The sequence below is a fragment of the Rhodococcus sp. IEGM 1318 genome (assembly GCF_033142465.1).
Lineage (GTDB): Bacteria > Actinomycetota > Actinomycetes > Mycobacteriales > Mycobacteriaceae > Rhodococcus_F > Rhodococcus_F qingshengii_B.
The window spans coordinates 152,897-170,008 of record NZ_JAWLSC010000012.1; the positions used below are offsets into that span (position 1 = coordinate 152,897).

General features: G+C 62.8%; 20 protein-coding genes. 5 read left to right on the plus strand and 15 right to left on the minus strand.

The features are described from left to right. Positions 1-126: 126 nt before the first annotated feature. The 8 genes from recX to R4P65_RS25480 form a co-directional block, all read right to left on the minus strand. Entirely contained in the window at positions 127-702 is a 576-nt protein-coding gene (gene recX / locus R4P65_RS25445) for a recombination regulator RecX (protein ID WP_317828579.1), read from the minus strand. An 8-nt stretch (positions 703-710) separates the two neighbouring features. Next, positions 711-1,748, minus strand: a complete 1,038-nt coding sequence (gene recA / locus R4P65_RS25450; protein WP_007735170.1) for a recombinase RecA — start codon at positions 1,746-1,748, stop codon at positions 711-713. A 288-nt stretch (positions 1,749-2,036) separates the two neighbouring features. Beyond that, on the minus strand, positions 2,037-2,231 hold the full coding sequence (locus R4P65_RS25455) for a DUF3046 domain-containing protein (RefSeq protein WP_003942185.1): 195 nt from the start codon (positions 2,229-2,231) through the stop codon (positions 2,037-2,039). A 52-nt stretch (positions 2,232-2,283) separates the two neighbouring features. After that, entirely contained in the window at positions 2,284-3,447 is a 1,164-nt protein-coding gene (locus tag R4P65_RS25460) for a glycosyltransferase (RefSeq protein ID WP_317828580.1), read from the minus strand. Positions 3,448-3,459: 12 nt separating this feature from the next. Then, positions 3,460-5,010: a glycerol-3-phosphate dehydrogenase/oxidase gene (locus tag R4P65_RS25465; RefSeq protein WP_317828581.1), complete on the minus strand. Its 1,551-nt coding sequence runs from the start codon at positions 5,008-5,010 to the stop codon at positions 3,460-3,462. 2 nt (positions 5,011-5,012) lie between these two features. After that, complete coding sequence (locus R4P65_RS25470) at positions 5,013-5,651, minus strand: TetR/AcrR family transcriptional regulator (RefSeq protein WP_317828582.1); 639 nt, start codon at positions 5,649-5,651, stop codon at positions 5,013-5,015. Between the two features lie 73 nt (positions 5,652-5,724). Continuing rightward, complete coding sequence (locus tag R4P65_RS25475) at positions 5,725-6,438, minus strand: PIG-L deacetylase family protein (protein WP_317828583.1); 714 nt, start codon at positions 6,436-6,438, stop codon at positions 5,725-5,727. Positions 6,439-6,455: 17 nt separating this feature from the next. Beyond that, on the minus strand, positions 6,456-6,632 hold the full coding sequence (locus R4P65_RS25480) for a hypothetical protein (RefSeq protein WP_230817135.1): 177 nt from the start codon (positions 6,630-6,632) through the stop codon (positions 6,456-6,458). 237 nt (positions 6,633-6,869) lie between these two features. Here R4P65_RS25480 and R4P65_RS25485 point away from each other — a divergent pair, with 237 nt between their 5' ends. From R4P65_RS25485 to R4P65_RS25495, 3 genes are read left to right on the plus strand one after another with little or no spacing between them, the layout of a single operon-like run. Next, positions 6,870-7,466, plus strand: a complete 597-nt coding sequence (locus R4P65_RS25485; protein WP_317828584.1) for a biotin transporter BioY — start codon at positions 6,870-6,872, stop codon at positions 7,464-7,466. Positions 7,467-7,472: 6 nt separating this feature from the next. Further along, positions 7,473-8,153, plus strand: coding sequence for an ABC transporter ATP-binding protein (locus R4P65_RS25490; protein WP_317828585.1), 681 nt, complete (start codon positions 7,473-7,475; stop codon positions 8,151-8,153). Further along, positions 8,150-8,755 (plus strand): energy-coupling factor transporter transmembrane component T family protein, encoded by a 606-nt coding sequence (locus R4P65_RS25495; RefSeq protein WP_230817132.1) that lies wholly within the window; start codon positions 8,150-8,152, stop codon positions 8,753-8,755. Before R4P65_RS25490 ends, R4P65_RS25495 begins: the two co-directional genes overlap by 4 nt. A 22-nt stretch (positions 8,756-8,777) precedes the next feature. Here R4P65_RS25495 and pspM read toward each other — a convergent pair whose 3' ends face one another. The 5 genes from pspM to pgsA all read right to left on the minus strand — a co-directional run bounded on the left by pspM (position 8,778) and on the right by pgsA (position 12,230). Continuing rightward, entirely contained in the window at positions 8,778-9,623 is an 846-nt protein-coding gene (gene pspM, locus R4P65_RS25500) for a phage shock envelope stress response protein PspM (RefSeq protein WP_230817131.1), read from the minus strand. A gap of 31 nt (positions 9,624-9,654) precedes the next feature. Beyond that, positions 9,655-10,467: a phage shock protein PspA gene (pspA, locus tag R4P65_RS25505; RefSeq protein WP_003942098.1), complete on the minus strand. Its 813-nt coding sequence runs from the start codon at positions 10,465-10,467 to the stop codon at positions 9,655-9,657. A gap of 156 nt (positions 10,468-10,623) precedes the next feature. Beyond that, a complete protein-coding gene (locus R4P65_RS25510) occupies positions 10,624-11,004 on the minus strand; it encodes a helix-turn-helix domain-containing protein (RefSeq protein ID WP_230817130.1) in 381 nt (126 codons plus the stop codon). Between the two features lie 90 nt (positions 11,005-11,094). Next, complete coding sequence (locus R4P65_RS25515; protein WP_230817129.1) at positions 11,095-11,592, minus strand: CinA family protein; 498 nt, start codon at positions 11,590-11,592, stop codon at positions 11,095-11,097. After that, positions 11,589-12,230: a CDP-diacylglycerol--glycerol-3-phosphate 3-phosphatidyltransferase gene (pgsA, locus tag R4P65_RS25520; RefSeq protein ID WP_317828586.1), complete on the minus strand. Its 642-nt coding sequence runs from the start codon at positions 12,228-12,230 to the stop codon at positions 11,589-11,591. Before pgsA ends, R4P65_RS25515 begins: the two co-directional genes overlap by 4 nt. Positions 12,231-12,350: 120 nt before the next feature. Between pgsA and R4P65_RS25525 the strand changes: the two genes are divergently transcribed. Beyond that, positions 12,351-12,875: an amino-acid N-acetyltransferase gene (locus R4P65_RS25525; RefSeq protein ID WP_019748183.1), complete on the plus strand. Its 525-nt coding sequence runs from the start codon at positions 12,351-12,353 to the stop codon at positions 12,873-12,875. A gap of 57 nt (positions 12,876-12,932) precedes the next feature. Continuing rightward, on the plus strand, positions 12,933-13,217 hold the full coding sequence (locus tag R4P65_RS25530; RefSeq protein WP_230817127.1) for a YciI family protein: 285 nt from the start codon (positions 12,933-12,935) through the stop codon (positions 13,215-13,217). A gap of 17 nt (positions 13,218-13,234) precedes the next feature. Here R4P65_RS25530 and R4P65_RS25535 read toward each other — a convergent pair whose 3' ends face one another. Both R4P65_RS25535 and R4P65_RS25540 read right to left on the minus strand, forming a co-directional pair. After that, a complete protein-coding gene (locus R4P65_RS25535) occupies positions 13,235-14,215 on the minus strand; it encodes a TerC family protein (protein WP_317828587.1) in 981 nt (326 codons plus the stop codon). Between the two features lie 45 nt (positions 14,216-14,260). Then, positions 14,261-17,032: a DNA translocase FtsK gene (locus tag R4P65_RS25540; RefSeq protein WP_317828588.1), complete on the minus strand. Its 2,772-nt coding sequence runs from the start codon at positions 17,030-17,032 to the stop codon at positions 14,261-14,263. Between the last annotated feature and the right edge of the window lie 80 nt (positions 17,033-17,112).

A 17,112-nucleotide genomic window follows, 5' to 3' on the forward strand; every position in this document is an offset into this window, starting at 1 on the left:
CTCGGCGCGCGCCCGCTCTACTGAAAAACCCCCGCTCTGACGAACCCAAAAACAAGCAAAAACCCCAAACGGCGTGTGTTTCACATCAAAACCCCAACCCCCCCCCCCGCTCCTGGTATTTGTTGCCTACGATTCAGCAGCAGCCATCTCGGCTTTGACCACCTCGTACGACATCCCCGCTGAATATCCCTTACGCGCGAGCATCGACACCAGTCGGCGCGTGACCTTGTCACGATCATCGACGGGCTTGTTCTTCAGCTTCCGCCGAACCAGCTCCGCTGCTCGCTCGCGCTCGTCTTCCGGATCGATCTGTGAGAGCGCTTCGGAAGCCACATCTTGGTCGATGCCTTTGAGCCGCAATTCGACTGCCAGGGCGCGCTTTCCCTTGCCTGAGTACGTGTGCCGCGAATGAACCCACTGGTTCGCGAAGTCTGCGTCGTCGATCAAACCGATTTCCTGGAGCCGATCGAGAACGCTCGTGATGATCTCGGGTTCGAAACCGCGCCCGCTCAGCTTTGTTTCCAGTTCGGAACGACTGCGCGCCCGGTCGGTCAGGAGGCGTAGGCAAGCATCTTTGGCCTGCGCCTCCGTCCCACCTTCCGCGCGTTGCGACGGCTTCTCGGATCGTTGACGGGATCGACGCCGAGGCGCGCCGTACTCTTCACGAGCATTCTCCCCGTTGTCACCATCGCCGAAGCTCATGACTGAACTCAGAAGTCAGCGGGAGCTTCGTCGGTTGCAGTGACGTCAGCACCGATACCGAGCTTTTCCTTGATCTTCTTCTCGATCTCGTCGCGGATATCGGTGTTCTCCAGCAAGAACTTACGAGCATTTTCCTTGCCCTGACCCAACTGGTCACCTTCGTAGGTGTACCAGGAGCCGGACTTGCGGATGAACCCGTGCTCGACACCCATGTCGATGAGCGAGCCTTCCTTGCTGATGCCCTGGCCGTAGAGAATGTCGAACTCGGCCTGCTTGAACGGCGGAGCGACCTTGTTCTTGACGACCTTGACGCGAGTGCGGTTACCGACTGCGTCGGTACCGTCCTTGAGAGTCTCGATACGACGGATGTCGAGGCGAACCGAAGCGTAGAACTTCAGTGCCTTACCACCGGTGGTGGTTTCGGGAGAACCGAACATCACGCCGATCTTCTCGCGAAGCTGGTTGATGAAGATGACGGTGGTGCCCGAGTTGTTCATGGCACCGGTGATCTTGCGCAGCGCCTGGCTCATCAGTCGAGCCTGCAAACCGACGTGGCTGTCACCCATCTCGCCTTCGATCTCGGCGCGAGGAACAAGAGCGGCCACGGAGTCGATCACGACGATGTCGAGGGCGCCCGAACGGATCAGCATGTCGGTGATCTCGAGAGCCTGCTCACCCGTATCGGGCTGCGAGACCAGAAGCGCGTCGGTATCGACACCCAGCTTGGCTGCGTAGTCGGGGTCGAGTGCGTGCTCCGCGTCGATGAACGCCGCGATGCCGCCGTTGGCCTGAGCATTGGCAACCGCGTGCAGTGCCACGGTGGTCTTACCCGAGGACTCCGGGCCGTAGATCTCGATGACGCGGCCACGCGGCAGACCGCCGATACCCAGCGCGACGTCGAGCGCGATGGAACCGGTGGGAATGACGGCGATGGGCTGGCGGACACCCTCACCCAGGCGCATCACCGAACCCTTGCCGAAGTTCTTGTCGATCTGCGCCAACGCGAGGTCGAGTGCCTTGTCCCGATCAGGTGCCTGTGGTGCCATCGTGATCCCCATCCTTGTTTCAGTCTTCAGTGCCTGCCTGAGCAGACTCCGTCTCTTCAGCGCCTGCCTGAGCCGACCCTGTTGGTGTGTTGCGATCAGAGTAGATCCGGCCACCGACAGACTTTTCGATCTTGCTTTCGCGCTTGTCGATCACCGCGTTTGTAGGTCACCGCGTTCGTAGAACATCGAAAGTTCGCAGTTACGAAAGGAGCGTCACCACCGAACAGGTTCAGCATAGACGAACACGTGTTCGAACAGAAGATGAGAGACGTTCGACACGCCGAAAATTCAGCGACGGGCGGGTGGTACGTCGAACTCCACGCAGAGCGCGCGCCACACTTCGCGAGGCTCCCAGCCTGCTTCGACGGCCTCCGCGGCAGTCATTCCGTCGAGACTCTGGAGTACATGGTCGATCAGCATCGAGTCACCTCGTACCTGCCCGAACTCTTCGCGCACCATTTCATGAAATTCGGTCAACCGCACAGCCGCCACCGTAGTCCACAGAGCGATGCATCAGCATTCAGGCGCATCATGCTCATGCCGTCACACCACCGTTGACCACCTGTCGGCACACCGCCACCGGATCGGTGACCTGCGACGCAGTCGCTGCAGCAGACTTCGCAGCTTCCGCGAATCGCCTGTCGGAGAGCACCTGCAGTACGGCATCGCGAATCGACTGGGCATCTGCGGGCCGCACGATCACCGACGTGCCTGCCCGCGCAGCGCGATTGGCCAACTCCCACTGGTCCCCGCCCCCGGGAACGACGACGGTCGGCACTCCGGCCAGCAAGGCCTTCGCCAACATGCCGTGCCCGCCGCCGCACACCAATACCGACGCGTCACGCAGCATCGCGTCCTGGCGTCCGAGACCTGCACGAACCCAATCAGGCTGCTTGCCTTCTGCTCCGTCGAGTATCGATGCGATCAGCCTGACACCGGCTCCGTCGAGGCCTTCGACCGTTCCCTCGAACATTCCCACTGCGCCGGTGTGTGCCGTGGACGGCGCCACCATGACCAGCGGCGAGTCACCTGGCGGTGGATCCAGAATCACCTCGGTCGGCTCCCACAGAAGCGGGCCGACGACGTGTGCGTGCTCCGGCCAGTCGGGGCGAGGCACTTCCAGTGCCGGAAGTGTTGCGATCAGCCGCGCACGGGGACCGGGATCGAGAGCGGGCAGCCCGACACCGACACGGGCCTGTGAGCGCTGGGCCAACCCTTGCTTGATCGAACGTCCCGTCGCTGCGCGCATCAGGGTGTCGCGGAGTCGACCGCGAATTCCGACGCCGGGCGCGAGCCCACTGCCGATCGGCGGCAACCCCCGTGAAGGTGAGTACAGCGGGTGAGGCGAGAGTTCCACCCAGGGAATGCCCAGCCGTTCTGCGGCCAATCCACCTCCGGCAGTAAGGATGTCGGAGACGACAAGATCCGGGGAGACGAATTTCAGGTCGGGAAGCAGCTCGGTGGAAATATAGGCGGCCCGCGAATGAATCCGAGCGCCTGCATCAAGATCGTCGTCTCCCGGCCGCGGAGCCAAGCCTTTGAGAGGCTCCGCTTCCACGCCCGCTGCTCGCGCTGCCTCCACCCACCGGGTCCCGGTGTACAGGATGGGGTCGTCGCCGGCCTGGATCAACGCCAGCGACAACGCTATTGCGGGAAAAGCATGACCCGGGTCCGGCCCGGCAACGACGGCTACACGCACCGGATCAGAGTGTCACACCGAGTGAAACGCCTGTTCTGCCGCACCCAGTGCGCGTTCGCGATCCGAAGCCACCAATCCGATTCTGGTCCTGCGATCAAGGACGTCGTCGACATCGAGGGCACCTTCGTGCGATACGGCGAAATCGAACTCGGCGCCGCAAATATCCAAGTCCGCAACCGGCCGAAGACGATCACTGCTCGCGGAGGCAACGATCTCCGCTTCGGTGCCGTATCGCGCCACGAGGGATGCGGGAGCCTTGATCTTTTTCAATTCCACCGGCGACGCAGCACCTACCAGCGGCAACGCGCGTGTCCGACACACACCGGCACTCAGCGACCCGACCTCGACCGCAGCGTCGACAGCGTCTTCGGCCATCTTGCGGTACGTCGTGAGCTTGCCGCCCACAACCGTGACCAAGCCCGAAGCCGAACGAACAACAGCGTGATTGCGGGAGAGGTCGGCAGTCGAGCCTTCACCGGTGTCCAGCAAGGGGCGCAGACCCGCAAAAGTCCCCAGAACGTCCTGACGTGTCAGCGGAACTTCCAACGCCGTGTTCACAGTGCTGAGCAGGAAGTCGATCTCTTCCTCGGACGCCGTCGGCACGTCGGGCACTGGCCCCGGCGCTGCTTCGTCGGTCAACCCTAGGTAGATCCGGCCGAGCTGTGCGGGTAGGGCGAAGACGAAACGGTTGGTCTCGCCGGGAATCGGCACAGTCAGTGCTGCCGTGGGGTTACCCAATCGCGCCGCGTCGAGCACCAGGTGCGTTCCGCGGCTGGGGCGAAGAGTGATGCTGGAGTCGACCTGATCAGCCCACACCCCGGTCGCATTGATCACGACGCGGGCACGCATCAAGAATTCGGACCCGGTCAACTCGTCGCGCAAGGTGGCCGATGTCCCGGAGACGTCGTACGCACCGACACGCGTCAGGATTCGCGCGCCGTGGGATGCCGCGGTTCGCGCGATGCCGACGACAAGACGGGCGTCGTCGATGAGCTGCCCGTCGAACGCAGTCAAGGCGCCGCGCAGATTCTCTTGCTTGACCGCAGGGGCCAACTCGCGAGCGCGAGCAGCGCTGACCGTCCTTGATCTGGGTAGCACCGACGCCGGGGTTCGCGCCGACATGCGCAGAGCGTCTCCGGCCAGGAAGCCGGTGCGCACCAGGGCCTTGCCGAAGAACGACGTTTCCGGCAACAGCGGTACGAGTTGAGGCATGGCGCGAACCAGGTGCGGAGCGGTGCGCGTCATGAGAATTCCGCGCTCGACCGCACTTTCACGGGCGATGCCGACATTGCCGGAAGCAAGGTACCGAAGGCCGCCGTGTGCCAGCTTCGAACTCCAGCGGCTGGTGCCGAACGCGAGGTCGTGCTTTTCGACCAGCGCAACACTCAACCCACGAGTCACGGCGTCGAGAGCAACACCGACGCCCGTGATTCCGCCACCGATTACCAAGACGTCGACCGAATCGCCGTTCGCCAACTGCTCGAGCTCACGCGTACGCCGCTGTGCGTTGAGAGCTGAATCGCTGCCTGCTGAATCACTGCCTGCTGAATCTCGAGGGTTCACAGCTATTCTCCCGAATTCTTGACAGGTGCCAGATACGCAGCAACCGCATATCGAAGTTGCTCGACCGAGGCCTCCGAGGAAAGCTCCGATTCGAGTGTCGGTGCGGAGATGACAACGGACTGAGCCATCAGCAGAACCATCGCCGCGATCTCGGTGACGCTTCCCTCGCGAATCGAACCGTCCTGTTGACCGGCCGCGACGACGGAGGTGATCAGCTCGAGAATCGACTTCTGGCTTGCGCCGAGTCGGTCCACGATGTACGTGGTCAGCAATTCTTGATCGGCTTGCCGAATTTTCACGAAGAGCGGATGGTCGCGAATCTGGCCGACGACGTCACCGATCGCCTCCACGAGCGACGTGCCCGCAGACCCGGTGAAGGTCACTTCGGGCAGCACCGATCGGATCTCCCGGGTGAGCAGGTCCGCGACCACGGCCCGCGTGTCCGGCCACCGCCGGTAGACCGTAGGTCGGCTGACGCCGGCTCGACGGGAGATCTCGGCAAGTGTGGTTCGCTGCATTCCGAAATCGAGGACGCACGATCTTGCGGCGTCGAGAATCACGTCGTCGATATCGCGGCTGGGGATGCGCTGACCGTCGGCCTTGCGAGGGGCAATTGGGTCATCTGCGTTACGGATTACCATCGTGTGTAACACAATACCGGACAAGTCACCGGTAATCCTGTCGGGACTTGCGACTTTTCTCGCTCAGAGCTCATCAGAAATAGTACAACTCGAAACCAACTGCGCGCTCGGCATCAAAACCAGGCTTCGGTCCGCTGACCATATCTATCTGTGCGCTGGCCTGTTCCCGGATAGGCACGGCACTCAATGCCGCCAGATAGCGTGCGTGTTCCGCTAATGAATCCACGGCGCGATCGACCGTCGACGTCACGTCGACGCAGTGCGTGGGAGTCATCGTGTTCACCGCGACCCACCGAACACCGGACCACGGCACCAACCCCTGAGCCGTCAATGACGGAAAGATCCATTCGTTTGCCGCGTCGGCAGTTGCATCCAGGACGCTGATCCCGAGCGCGCGGTGATCCGCACTGTTGAGGTAACCGGGCCCCCAGGTGTGCGAGAAGTTCATCGTGACCACCAATTCCGGACGGTGGCGACGAATTGCAGCGGCAAGAGTCGAGCGCAACTCCAGGCCTTCCACAAGACGACCGTCGGGTAGTCCGAGGAACTCCACCTCACTGACACCGACGATCGCGGCCGAGCGGCGCTCTTCTTCCTCACGGACCGGGCCGGACTCCTCGGGCGACAGACCAGCGATTCCGGCCTCGCCTCGCGTGGCGAGGACATATCGGACGTCCTTGCCGCGTTCCGTCCACTGCGCCACCGCCGCGGCTGCGCCGTACTCGACGTCGTCGGGATGCGCCACGATGACAATCGCGCGCTGCCAGTCCTCGGGGAAATTTTCCATAGGGCCGATCTTGCCTGTCAGAACCGCGAAGCGGGCGAATTGTCGTCACTTCCCGACATCGCCTTCACCAGGAAGTAGATTCCGAAGCCGACAGCGCCGACCACCAGGATCCAGAAAAGCCCTTTGATCAGGGCACCGACCACAGCGAGTGCAACCCACACCAGTACGACGGCCAAAACGATCTTCCAAAACATGCTTACCTCCAACGTGCCGTTGAATAATCGGTCGAATCGGACAGGTGCTACGTCGTCCGTAGAACCAGCCTGACAGGTCTTGCGTGACAAAGCAGCAGCTCAGCGGCAAGTTCAGGTAAAGATCAGGGTTCACCCCGAGACCGCCCCTCGCGCAGGTCAGGTGTCCAACCCCTTGCAGCGTGCGACTGGCGTAAACTCGCGAAGTTCCATCCCGTACGCCGAAGGAGCACGTCCGCAGTGTCTACGACCCGTTTCCCCGCTCGCGATCTCGCGCATGTAGCCGTCTTCGCCGCACTCATCATCGCGCTGGGCCTACCCGGGTCGATCAACATCGGTATTTCCGGCGTACCGATCACACTTCAGTCCATGGGCGTCATGATGGCCGGTGCTCTGCTCGGACCGCGCAAGGGTGTTCTCGCCGTCCTGACGGTCATCGCCCTGGGATTGGTGGGGTTGCCGGTCCTTGCCGGCGGTCGCACCGCACTCGTGTCTCTTTCGAGCCCGACGGCCGGATTCCTCATCGGCTGGATCCCGACGGCATTCGTCATCGGGTGGCTGACTGCCAAGATGCTGCCGAAGTACCGGATCATCGCGGGCATCGGCATCAACCTTCTCGGCGGGGTCGTCATCCTCTACGCGTTCGGCATCGTCGGAATGATGATCCGCGGACACATGAGCTTCCTGGCTGCCTGGTCGGCCAACGCTGCCTTCATTCCTCTCGACGCGGCAAAGGCCGTGGTCACCGCGCTCGTCGCGTCCCAGGTCCATCGCGCATATCCGGCACTCTTGCGTGATTCGGTGATCGCGTCCACCAAGACCGTGGTGGCGAATTAATCTCCGATGAGTGAGATCGTCTTCGAGAACGTCTGCCACAGCTTCGGTGAACGAACAGTCCTGCAGCAGATAAATCTGCGACTGAGCGAGCAGCGAATCGGGATCGTGGGTGCGAACGGAAGCGGCAAGTCGACCCTCGCTCGCATGATCAACGGGCTGGTCGTACCAACCGAAGGGCGCGTCCAGGTGAACGGCCTGGATACCGCGAAGAAGGGCCGCGACGTACGCAAGCAGGTCGGGTTCGTCTTCACCGATCCCAACCATCAGATCGTGATGCCGACGGTGGCCGAGGACATCGAATTCTCGCTCCGTCGTAGCGGTTTAGGCAAAATTGAGCGCACCGCCAAGGTCACCTCGGTTCTGCAGCGCTACGGTCTCGCCGGGCACGCCGACCATCCCACCCACCAGCTTTCCGGTGGGCAGAAGCAGCTTCTCGCGCTTGCCGCCATCATGGTGACGGAGCCGAACGTACTCGTCGCCGACGAGCCCACCACGCTCCTCGATCTTCGCAACTCGCGACTCATCAGCTCGGTGTTCGAGTCACTCGATCAACAACTGATCGTCGTGACCCACCAACTCGATCTCCTCGAATCCTTCGAACGGGTATTGGTTGTCGACCAAGGCCGTGTCGTCGCTGACGGCTCCCCCGCCGACTCGATCGGCCATTACCGGTCGTTGGTCTCGTGACCACACTCGGCGTCTACCGGCCGGGCACGTCGCTCCTGCACCGGATGCCGACGGGGATCAAGCTCCTCGGATTGATCGTGGCCATCCTCGCCGTCTCGATCTTCGTACGTGAGCCGTGGCAACTGGCACCTCCCGCGATCGTCGTCGTCGCGCTCTACGTCATTGCACGCATCCCGCCGATGACGGCGATCCGGCAGCTGCGACCTGCACTGTGGATGTTGCTGTTCATCGGCGCGTTCCAGCTGGTGGTCGCGGGATGGCAGCGAGCGGCGGTCGTTTGCGGCGTTCTGATCATCTCGATTGCCTTAGCGGCGATCATGGGTCTGACCACGCGGATCTCCGAGATGCTCGACGCGATCACCAGATTCCTGACACCCTTGCGACGCTTCGGCGTCAACCCCGAACGGATCGCCTTGCTCCTGGCAATGACGATCCGGTGCATCCCACTTATGTTCGAGGTCATCACACAGGTATCAGAAGCACGCAAGGCACGAGGGCTCGGCTTCTCGCTGCGTTCCTTCGCAGTGCCGGTCATCGTTGGCACCCTGATGACCGCAGATGCGATGGGTGAAGCATTGGCAGCCCGCGGCGCCGACGACTGAGCGCCGATCAGACCAGGAACTGTCAGCTGTACTTGCGGGTGATGTCGTCCACCTCGCCGATGGCGTCGGCAAGCGCCGAAAGTCGCTCGGCGGCCGCGTGCAGCGCCGAGAGTTCTCGGTTGAATCCCACGAGCGCCGAAGGGCTGTGAGGCGCAGTCAGTGCGGCGGCCGAGGTCACCAGATCCTCGTACTGATCCAACCCCGACTGCAACTCACGAACTGCGCCGTCGATGGTGGGATCCAGAGGCTCAGTCACTTTGGGCGTTGCGGCCACCGCACGTTCCATCGCGACCACGTCCGAAGACACCGCGAACATCGCTCTGAGTGCCGAATCGGCGGTAGCGGTGATTTCGTCCAGCTCACCGGGGTCGATGGTGTCGGCGCGTCTGAGAACACTCAAAATCTCGAACAGCGACGTCTCGGCACCGATGAGGCGCGACATCGGAATGAACGCGCGAGACGACGACGGTGGCAATCGTCTGCGAATCGGCGCGGACGGCGGAGGGCCGGAGCTCATCGAACGGTAACGGCCGACCGCGATGACGGCGGGAACCGCGAACAGTGCCGCTCCCCCGCCAGCCACGACCACCGACCACTCGGGAGCCGCCGCAACCGCGAGGCCGGCAGTGCCGACCACTGAACCGCCGGACATGAATCCCCATCGCTGCGCCCGTCGACGCGCACGGGCACGCTTGCGCTCGAACTTGGCACGCGGATCCTGCCACCGCCGAGCGGCATCCGCCGCAGACAAACCAACCTCACGCAATGTATCCGCGGTGCGTCCCAACGCCCCGAAGGCGCCGGATACGGAAACGGGAACGGCCGACCGGGGCTCACGCCCAGATCGACCGTCTCGCGAAGAAAACATCAGAGCATCACTGCCGACATCGAGGATTCGGCTACTGTCCGGTCTGACCGGCAGCCGGGGGCTGCTTCTCGACGGACGGAGTCGCGGGAGTGGCTGCTGCGCCGCCGGAAGGCAGTGCCTCGCCCTTCATGGATGCACGAATCTGCTCGAGGCGACTGTGCCCTGCCATCTGGACCGAGGCCTGCTGGACCTCCATCATGCGGCCCTGGACGGAGTTCTGGGCGAGCTCGGCTGAGCCGAGTGCGTCAGCGTAGCGGCGCTCGATCTTGTCGCGCACAGCATCGAGGCTGGGTGTGTTGCCGGGAGCCGACAGCGTGCTGTCCATGGAACGAAGCGACTCGCTCACGCGCTCCTGCATCTTGGCCTGCTCGAGCTGGCTGAGCAGCTTGGTGCGCTCGGCAACCTTTGCCTGCAGAGTCATCGCGTTCTGCTCGACGGCCTTCTTGGCCTGAGCGGCTGCCTGCAAGGACTGGTCGTGCAGTGCCTTCAGATCCTCGACGCCCTGCTCGGCCGTCACCAACTGAGCCGCAAAAGCCTCGGCGGCGTTGGTGTACTGGATCGCCTTGTCGTTGTCGCCCGCAGCAGCAGCCTGATCGGCAAGGTTGACGGCTTGGCGCGCGTTGGCGTTGAGCTTCTCGACCTCGTCGAGCTGACGGCTGAGCTTCATCTCGAGTTGACGCTGATTACCGATCACCGACGCAGCCTGCTGGGACAACGCCTGATGCTGGCGCTGTGCGTCCTCGATCGCCTGCTGAATCTGAACCTTTGGATCTGCCTTCTCATCGATCTTCGAATTGAAGAGCGCCATCAGGTACTTCCAGCCCTTGACGAAAGGATTAGCCATTGGTTTGATCCTGCCTCCATCTGATGCGCCGCGCCGAACGCGACCCGGAGCGCGACCGTCGCGCACCGAAACAAGGGCTGCGCCCTATCTGCTCTGACCCCACCTGCTGGAAACCGGCGGTTACGTACAAAATCTATCGGTTACGGCCGGTAGTGGCTACGCCGCCGCCAACCTTCGAGCGTTCGGTGCCGGAATCACGACGCGGGTATCGCGTGCGATAGTCGGCGAGCCGGAAGCCGAGACAGTGCCGGATGCCGACACGGCAGGTTCGGTGACCTGTCGACCAGCTACCGGAGAGCTCTTCTTGGTCGCCAAGGTCTCGCTCACATCGACCAGCACGTCGGACAGTGGGACTGCGAGCGCATCACAGATCGCTGCCAACAGTTCGCTCGATGCTTCCTTACGTCCACGTTCCACTTCGGACAGATAGCCCAAGCTCACACGCGCGCTGTTCGACACCTCACGTAGCGTGCGGCTCTGCGAAACGCGCGTACGCCGGAGACTGTCACCGATTGCCTCACGCAATAGCAGCGCCATCTCGCTCCTCCTTCATCCGTGACCTCATCGTGCATGGTCGTACGTCTTCACAATCGTCAACGTCCGAACACATCCGATTGGTTCCCGAGCCTATCGTGCCGCACGCTCTACGACACGATCACGCAACCGCGACACGGCAGTCGCGACTGCCGTTGTCCGAATCTCCCACCGTTCGCCGCCGAGCGCGAGCGGTACGCATTCGGTTCCGTCCGGGCCGGCGATACCGAGAAACACCGTTCCGACCGGGTGTCCGTCCTGCTCACTCGGACCGGCAACTCCGGTCAGTCCGATACCCCAGTCGGCACCGCACCTCGTCCGGGCGCCGAGCGCCAAAGCCACGGCGGTGCTCTCGGATACGGGACCGTCTGACGCCAGGAGCTCGGGATCCACGCCGGCCAGAGTTGCTTTCAGGTCGGTCGCATACACGACCAGGCCCCCACGCAGCACCGCGCTCGACCCCGGCACGGACGCGACCGCAGCCGTGAACAATCCGGCCGTCAGAGATTCGGCGGCGGCGACAGTCTGCCTCGCGGCGCCGAGGGCGTCGACGAGTTCGACCACTCCGAGTCCGAGCAGCGGGTCGATCATGACTCGACTGCGCGAACTCCGGCGCGAAGCCTGACCGCCTGCACGATGTATTCGATTCCCGTCGCCACCGTCAGTACGACGGCAGCAGCCATCAGCAGTCCGCTGACGATGTCCCAACTGCTCGGCAGCGGGCAGAGGTAGAAGCCGATCGCTACGGCCTGTACGAGTGTCTTGAGCTTGCCACCCTTGCCTGCCGGGATGACCGCGTGCCGCAGGACCGCGAACCGCAACAGAGTGATTCCGAGTTCTCGTACGATGATCACCCCGGTCACCCACCACGACAGATCGCCGAGAAGCGAGAGCCCGATGAGCGCGGCTCCGATCAATGCCTTGTCCGCGATCGGGTCCATGAGTTTCCCGAAATCGGTGACCAGACCGTATTTCCGCGCCAATTGACCGTCGATTCGATCCGTGATCGCGGCGACGATGAACACGCCCATCGCTCCGAGACGCCACCACGTCGAGTGTCCGCCGTCGACGAACAGAACAACGAGAAACACCGGAACGAGAACCATTCGCACCATCGTGAGAATGTTCGCGATGTTCAGCAACGGAACCGGGTTGTCCGCGACAGGTGTGCCGTCGGACGGGCCGACGGCGGCGCGATGGGCGTCGGTCTGATCGCGCGGGGTACTCATCGAATCACCGCACGGGCGGTGAGCCGAACCCGGGATACAGCCGAGCGGCGCGGGAATTGCGTGGGGCGGACAGGCACGCGACTTAGAATATCGGTAGGGCCATTGACTAATGTGCACCACATGACTTCGACCGCGCCGACCTATACCGAGAGCCAGTTGATCGTGCGTCGCGCGCGAACGTCGGACATCCCCGAAATCAAGCGCCTGATCGACATCTACGCCGGCAAGATCCTGCTCGAGAAGAATCTCGTGACGCTGTACGAGGCTGTTCAGGAGTTCTGGGTCGCTGAGCGGGGCGACCAGGTAATCGCTTGCGGCGCACTGCATGTGCTGTGGGCAGACCTGGGCGAGATCCGCACCGTCGCAGTCGATCCGACCGCCAAGGGACAGGGTGCGGGTTTCCACGTCGTCGACAAACTTATCGAGGTCGCCAAGGAATTGGAGTTGGAACGACTGTTCGTTTTGACGTTCGAGACCGAGTTCTTCCACCGTCACGGATTCGCGGAGATCGACGGCACTCCCGTCACCGCCGAGGTCTATGCCGAAATGTGTCGTTCCTACGATGCCGGCGTCGCCGAGTTCCTCGATCTGAGCTATGTGAAACCCAACACACTCGGTAATACTCGCATGCTTCTGACTCTCTGAGCCGTTCAGACTCTTCACACATCCCTGTTTCGATCCCCGTCCCGAAAGCGGTTCACGATGTCGTTGTTCCTCGTCGAATACACCTATGCGCCCGAGAAAAATCCTCAGCGCGACGAGCTCCGCAGCGATCACCGCGCGTGGCTCGCCGATCTGGTTTCCCGCTCGATCGTGTTGTCTTCAGGTCCGTTTGCAGATGGAAACGGCGCGCTGATCATCGTCGACGCCGCTGACACCGATACCGTTTCGCTTCTCTTCACCCACGATCCGTTCGCGATCGCCGACCTGATCGAAAACGTCCGGATCACCGAGTGGGTGCCGGTTCTGGGCCAGTTCAGCGCCTGACGACACAAGCCCCGGCTTTACTCCCCGGCCCGGTCGCGGGTCTTCAACAGGCTCGCGACCGTTGTCACCGCCAGCACTCCGATGATGACTCCGAGTGAGAGTGCCGTCGAGATTTCCGGCACCGAGACGTGTTCACCGCCGTTGACGAACGAGAGCGTGTTCTCGTGCAACGCGTGCAATACCAGTTTCACGCCGATGAACGCCAGAATTATCGAGAGCCCGTACGAGAGGTAGACGAGTCGTTCGAGCAACCCGCCGATCAGGAAGTACAGCTGCCGTAGGCCCATCAGCGCGAAGGCGTTGGCAGTGAACACCAGGTACGGTTCCTGCGTCAGACCGTAGATCGCCGGAATCGAATCGAGCGCGAAGAGCACGTCGGCGAACCCGATTGCGATGAGCGCCAACAACAACGGTGTCACGACGCGCTTGCCGTCGATCCGGGTGATCAGTTTGTCCCCGTCGTATTCCTCGGTGGTGGGCAGTACCCGCTTCACGAGCGAGATGATGCGACTGTCGCGCTTCTCCTCCGCTTCCTTCTCGTGGCCGTGATCGCGGATCAGGGTGTATGCGGTGTAGATCAAAAATGCACCGAATAGGTAGAACACCCAGCTGTACGCGTTGATGGCGGCCGCGCCGACGCCGATGAAGATTCCGCGCATCACCAGCGCGAGGACGATGCCGATCAGCAGAACTTTCTGCTGGAACTCTCGCGGGACGGCGAACGTCGACATGATGATCACGAAGACGAACAGATTGTCTACCGAGAGCGCCTTTTCCGTGACGTAGCCGGCGAAGTACTCACCGCCGTACGTCGTACCCCAGATCCACATCACGACCAGGCCGAAGACGATGGCTATCGAAATGTAGACCGTCGACCAGAATGCCGACTCCCGGAAAGTCGGCGCATGTGGCGTGCGCACGTGGGCGAAGAAGTCGAAGACGAACAGGCCGAGGATCACCACGATCGTGATTCCCCAAGCCAACTGCGTCACATGCACGGGTTCCTCCGGTCGTCTGTCGACGGCTTGTCCGCCGAGGTGTCGCTACTCGTCTGCGGGTGCCTCGTCCGGGTCGCCACCGCGAATCGACCACAGCAGACCGTCGAGTTCCTCAGGCTTCATCAAAACCTCGCGTGCCTTCGAGCCCTCGCTGGGGCCGACGACACCACGATTTTCCATGAGATCCATGAGTCGGCCTGCCTTGGCGAACCCGACGCGCAGCTTGCGCTGCAGCATCGACGTCGATCCGAACTGACTCGTGATGACCAATTCCACGGCCTGCAAGAGGACGTCCATGTCGTCGCCGATGTCGGGGTCGACGTCCTTTTTCTCCCCGGCCTTCTGCGCCGTGACGCCTTCGGTGTACTCGGGCTCGGCCTGGTTCTTCGCGAAGTCGACAACCGCAGAGATTTCCTCGTCGGTGATGAACGCGCCCTGCATACGGGTCGGCTTGCCGGCGCCCATGGGCAGGAACAAGCCGTCACCCATACCGATGAGCTTCTCGGCGCCGGGCTGATCGAGGATGACTCGCGAGTCCGTGAGCGAGGACGTCGCGAACGCCAGACGCGAAGGCACGTTGGTCTTGATCAGGCCGGTGACGACGTCGACGGACGGGCGCTGTGTTGCCAGCACCAGGTGGATACCGGCCGCACGGGCTTTCTGGGTGATGCGGACGATTGCTTCCTCGACGTCGCGCGGAGCGGTCATCATGAGGTCGGCCAACTCGTCCACGATCGCCAGGATGTACGGGTACGGGCGGTAGACGCGCTCGCTGCCCAGCGGCGCGGTGATTTCGCCGGACTTGACCTTGGAGTTGAAGTCGTCGATGTGACGCACTCGATTGGCCTGCATGTCCTGGTAGCGCTGTTCCATCTCCTCGACCAACCAGGCCAGCGCTGCCGCTGCCTTCTTGGGCTGAGTGATGATCGGCGTGATCAGGTGCGGGATACCTTCGTACGGCGTGAGCTCGACCATCTTGGGGTCGATGAGGATCATCCGTACTTCTTCCGGCGTCGCCCGGGTCAGCAGTGACACGAGCATCGAGTTCACGAAGCTCGACTTACCCGAGCCGGTCGAACCTGCCACCAGCAAGTGGGGCATCTTCGCGAGGTTCGCACTGACGAAGTCACCTTCGATGTCCTTACCCAGACCGATCACCAGTGGATGGTGATCGCGTCGGGTGCTCGGCGCGTTCAGCACGTCGGCGAGGCGAACCATTTCACGGTCGGAGTTCGGCACCTCGATACCCACCGCGGACTTACCCGGAATGGGGGCGAGGAGGCGGACGTTGTCGGTTGCCACCGCATAGGCGATGTTGCGGGCGAGCGCAGTGATCTTCTCGACCTTCACACCGGGTCCGAGTTCGACCTCGTAGCGCGTCACTGTCGGCCCGCGGGTGAATCCGGTAACGGCGGCGTCGATCTTGAACTGTTCGAGGACCTCGCTGATCGCTTCGATCATCGCGTCGTTCGCAGAACTGCGGAGCTTGGGCGGATCGCCCTCGATCAGCAACGTCGTCGGCGGGAGGTTGTAGTCGCCGTCGGTCACCCGATCGGTGACGAAGTGTTCCTTCTCCTCCGGCTCCGGTTCGGGTTTCGGCACGGGCTTGGCGATGGGTACCGAACGAGCCGGCACCTTGGGGCGCGGCGCCGGTGTCTCCACGACGGGCGCTGCCGCAGCCACGACGGGCTCGTCGGGCTCTGCGGTTTCGTCGGCGTTCCACAGACCGAGTACTTCGGTCTTCTTGTCTCCGGATTCGAACTCGTCCGTCGGGTAGTTGTCGATCGGCGCGCGTCGGCTGGTCCGCTTGGCGGGCTTGAGCGGCGGCTCGGCGTAGGTGTCGACCGGGTAGCCGTCGGCGTCGAACAGAGAAGGATCGTAAGCCGATTCGCCGTAGTGGTGCTCGCCGTCCTCGTCGAATTCGGATCCGTAGTCGCCGTATTCGTCCGAGCGGTACGAGGCCCCGAAGAAGGACTGGAACTTGCTCGGAACCTCACGCAGAGTCGTTCCGGTCAGAAGCAGGATTCCGAATCCGGTGGCGATGACCAACAGCGGCGCCGACAGCCAAACGGTGAGGCCGTTGGTCAGCGGGCCTCCCACGACGTATCCGACAAACCCTGCGCCGTTGGAGCGGCCGGTCGCGTCTGTCGGCGATCCGGAGATGATGTGCCACAGGCCGAGTGCAGGCAGACCGACCAGCAACGATCCCATGATCAATCGAGGTCGGATCTCAGGTTTGGGTTCCGTGCGCATCAACAGGATCGCGAGGCCGACGCCGACGATGGGGAGCACAGCCGAAGCCGCGCCGAAAATCGCCCGCACGAGGGTATCGATGCCACCGCCGATCGGACCTCCGGCCTTGAACCAGACTCCGCCGGCGATGACGACGCTGAATGCGATCAGGCCGAGCGCTATTCCGTCGCGGCGATGGCCGGCTTCGATCTCGCCGACCTTGCTGACCGTGCGCGTAGTGGCGCCGACACCGCGGGCAGCCAGGGACCACCCCGCGCCGATCCCCTTGCCGACCGCCGCCAACGGGCTGGCCCGCTGAGACGTTTTCGATACGGGTCGGCGCGAAGCCGAAGATGTACCGGACGACTTCTTCGGCGCAGGCTTGGAGCCTTTCCCCGAAGCGGGACGGCCACCGGCTTTGGCCGACGTCGTGACATTTCGAGGAGTCGAGACGGTCCGCGTGGTGCGCGATGTGCGGGGTTTTGCGGTCGCTCGCGCGCTCGGCGCAGACGCTGACGACCTGGTCGATGCCCTGGACGTGGACGTGCTTGTACTGGATCCCCGGGCGCTCGACTTACCTGCCATGGAGTTCAGGCTAGTCTGTGCGACCCCATCTGGACCATCCGCAACACCAGCAACACAGGTCGCGAGTGCGAAACGTGATC

What these genes read in the sequence shown, in the direction of transcription:
- R4P65_RS25475 (WP_317828583.1), bottom strand. Translation starts at nt 6,438, where the DNA reads ATGGAAAATTTCCCCGAGGACTGGCAGCGCGCGATTGTCATCGTGGCG.
- R4P65_RS25540 (WP_317828588.1), bottom strand. Translation starts at nt 17,032, where the DNA reads ATGGCAGGTAAGTCGAGCGCCCGGGGATCCAGTACAAGCACGTCCACG.
- R4P65_RS25470 (WP_317828582.1), bottom strand. Translation starts at nt 5,651, where the DNA reads ATGGTAATCCGTAACGCAGATGACCCAATTGCCCCTCGCAAGGCCGAC.
- R4P65_RS25530 (WP_230817127.1), top strand. Translation starts at nt 12,933, where the DNA reads ATGTCGTTGTTCCTCGTCGAATACACCTATGCGCCCGAGAAAAATCCT.
- R4P65_RS25510 (WP_230817130.1), bottom strand. Translation starts at nt 11,004, where the DNA reads ATGGCGCTGCTATTGCGTGAGGCAATCGGTGACAGTCTCCGGCGTACG.
- R4P65_RS25515 (WP_230817129.1), bottom strand. Translation starts at nt 11,592, where the DNA reads ATGATCGACCCGCTGCTCGGACTCGGAGTGGTCGAACTCGTCGACGCC.
- pgsA (WP_317828586.1), bottom strand. Translation starts at nt 12,230, where the DNA reads ATGAGTACCCCGCGCGATCAGACCGACGCCCATCGCGCCGCCGTCGGC.
- recX (WP_317828579.1), bottom strand. Translation starts at nt 702, where the DNA reads ATGAGCTTCGGCGATGGTGACAACGGGGAGAATGCTCGTGAAGAGTAC.
- R4P65_RS25490 (WP_317828585.1), top strand. Translation starts at nt 7,473, where the DNA reads ATGAGTGAGATCGTCTTCGAGAACGTCTGCCACAGCTTCGGTGAACGA.
- R4P65_RS25525 (WP_019748183.1), top strand. Translation starts at nt 12,351, where the DNA reads ATGACTTCGACCGCGCCGACCTATACCGAGAGCCAGTTGATCGTGCGT.
- pspM (WP_230817131.1), bottom strand. Translation starts at nt 9,623, where the DNA reads ATGTTTTCTTCGCGAGACGGTCGATCTGGGCGTGAGCCCCGGTCGGCC.
- pspA (WP_003942098.1), bottom strand. Translation starts at nt 10,467, where the DNA reads ATGGCTAATCCTTTCGTCAAGGGCTGGAAGTACCTGATGGCGCTCTTC.
- R4P65_RS25480 (WP_230817135.1), bottom strand. Translation starts at nt 6,632, where the DNA reads ATGTTTTGGAAGATCGTTTTGGCCGTCGTACTGGTGTGGGTTGCACTC.
- recA (WP_007735170.1), bottom strand. Translation starts at nt 1,748, where the DNA reads ATGGCACCACAGGCACCTGATCGGGACAAGGCACTCGACCTCGCGTTG.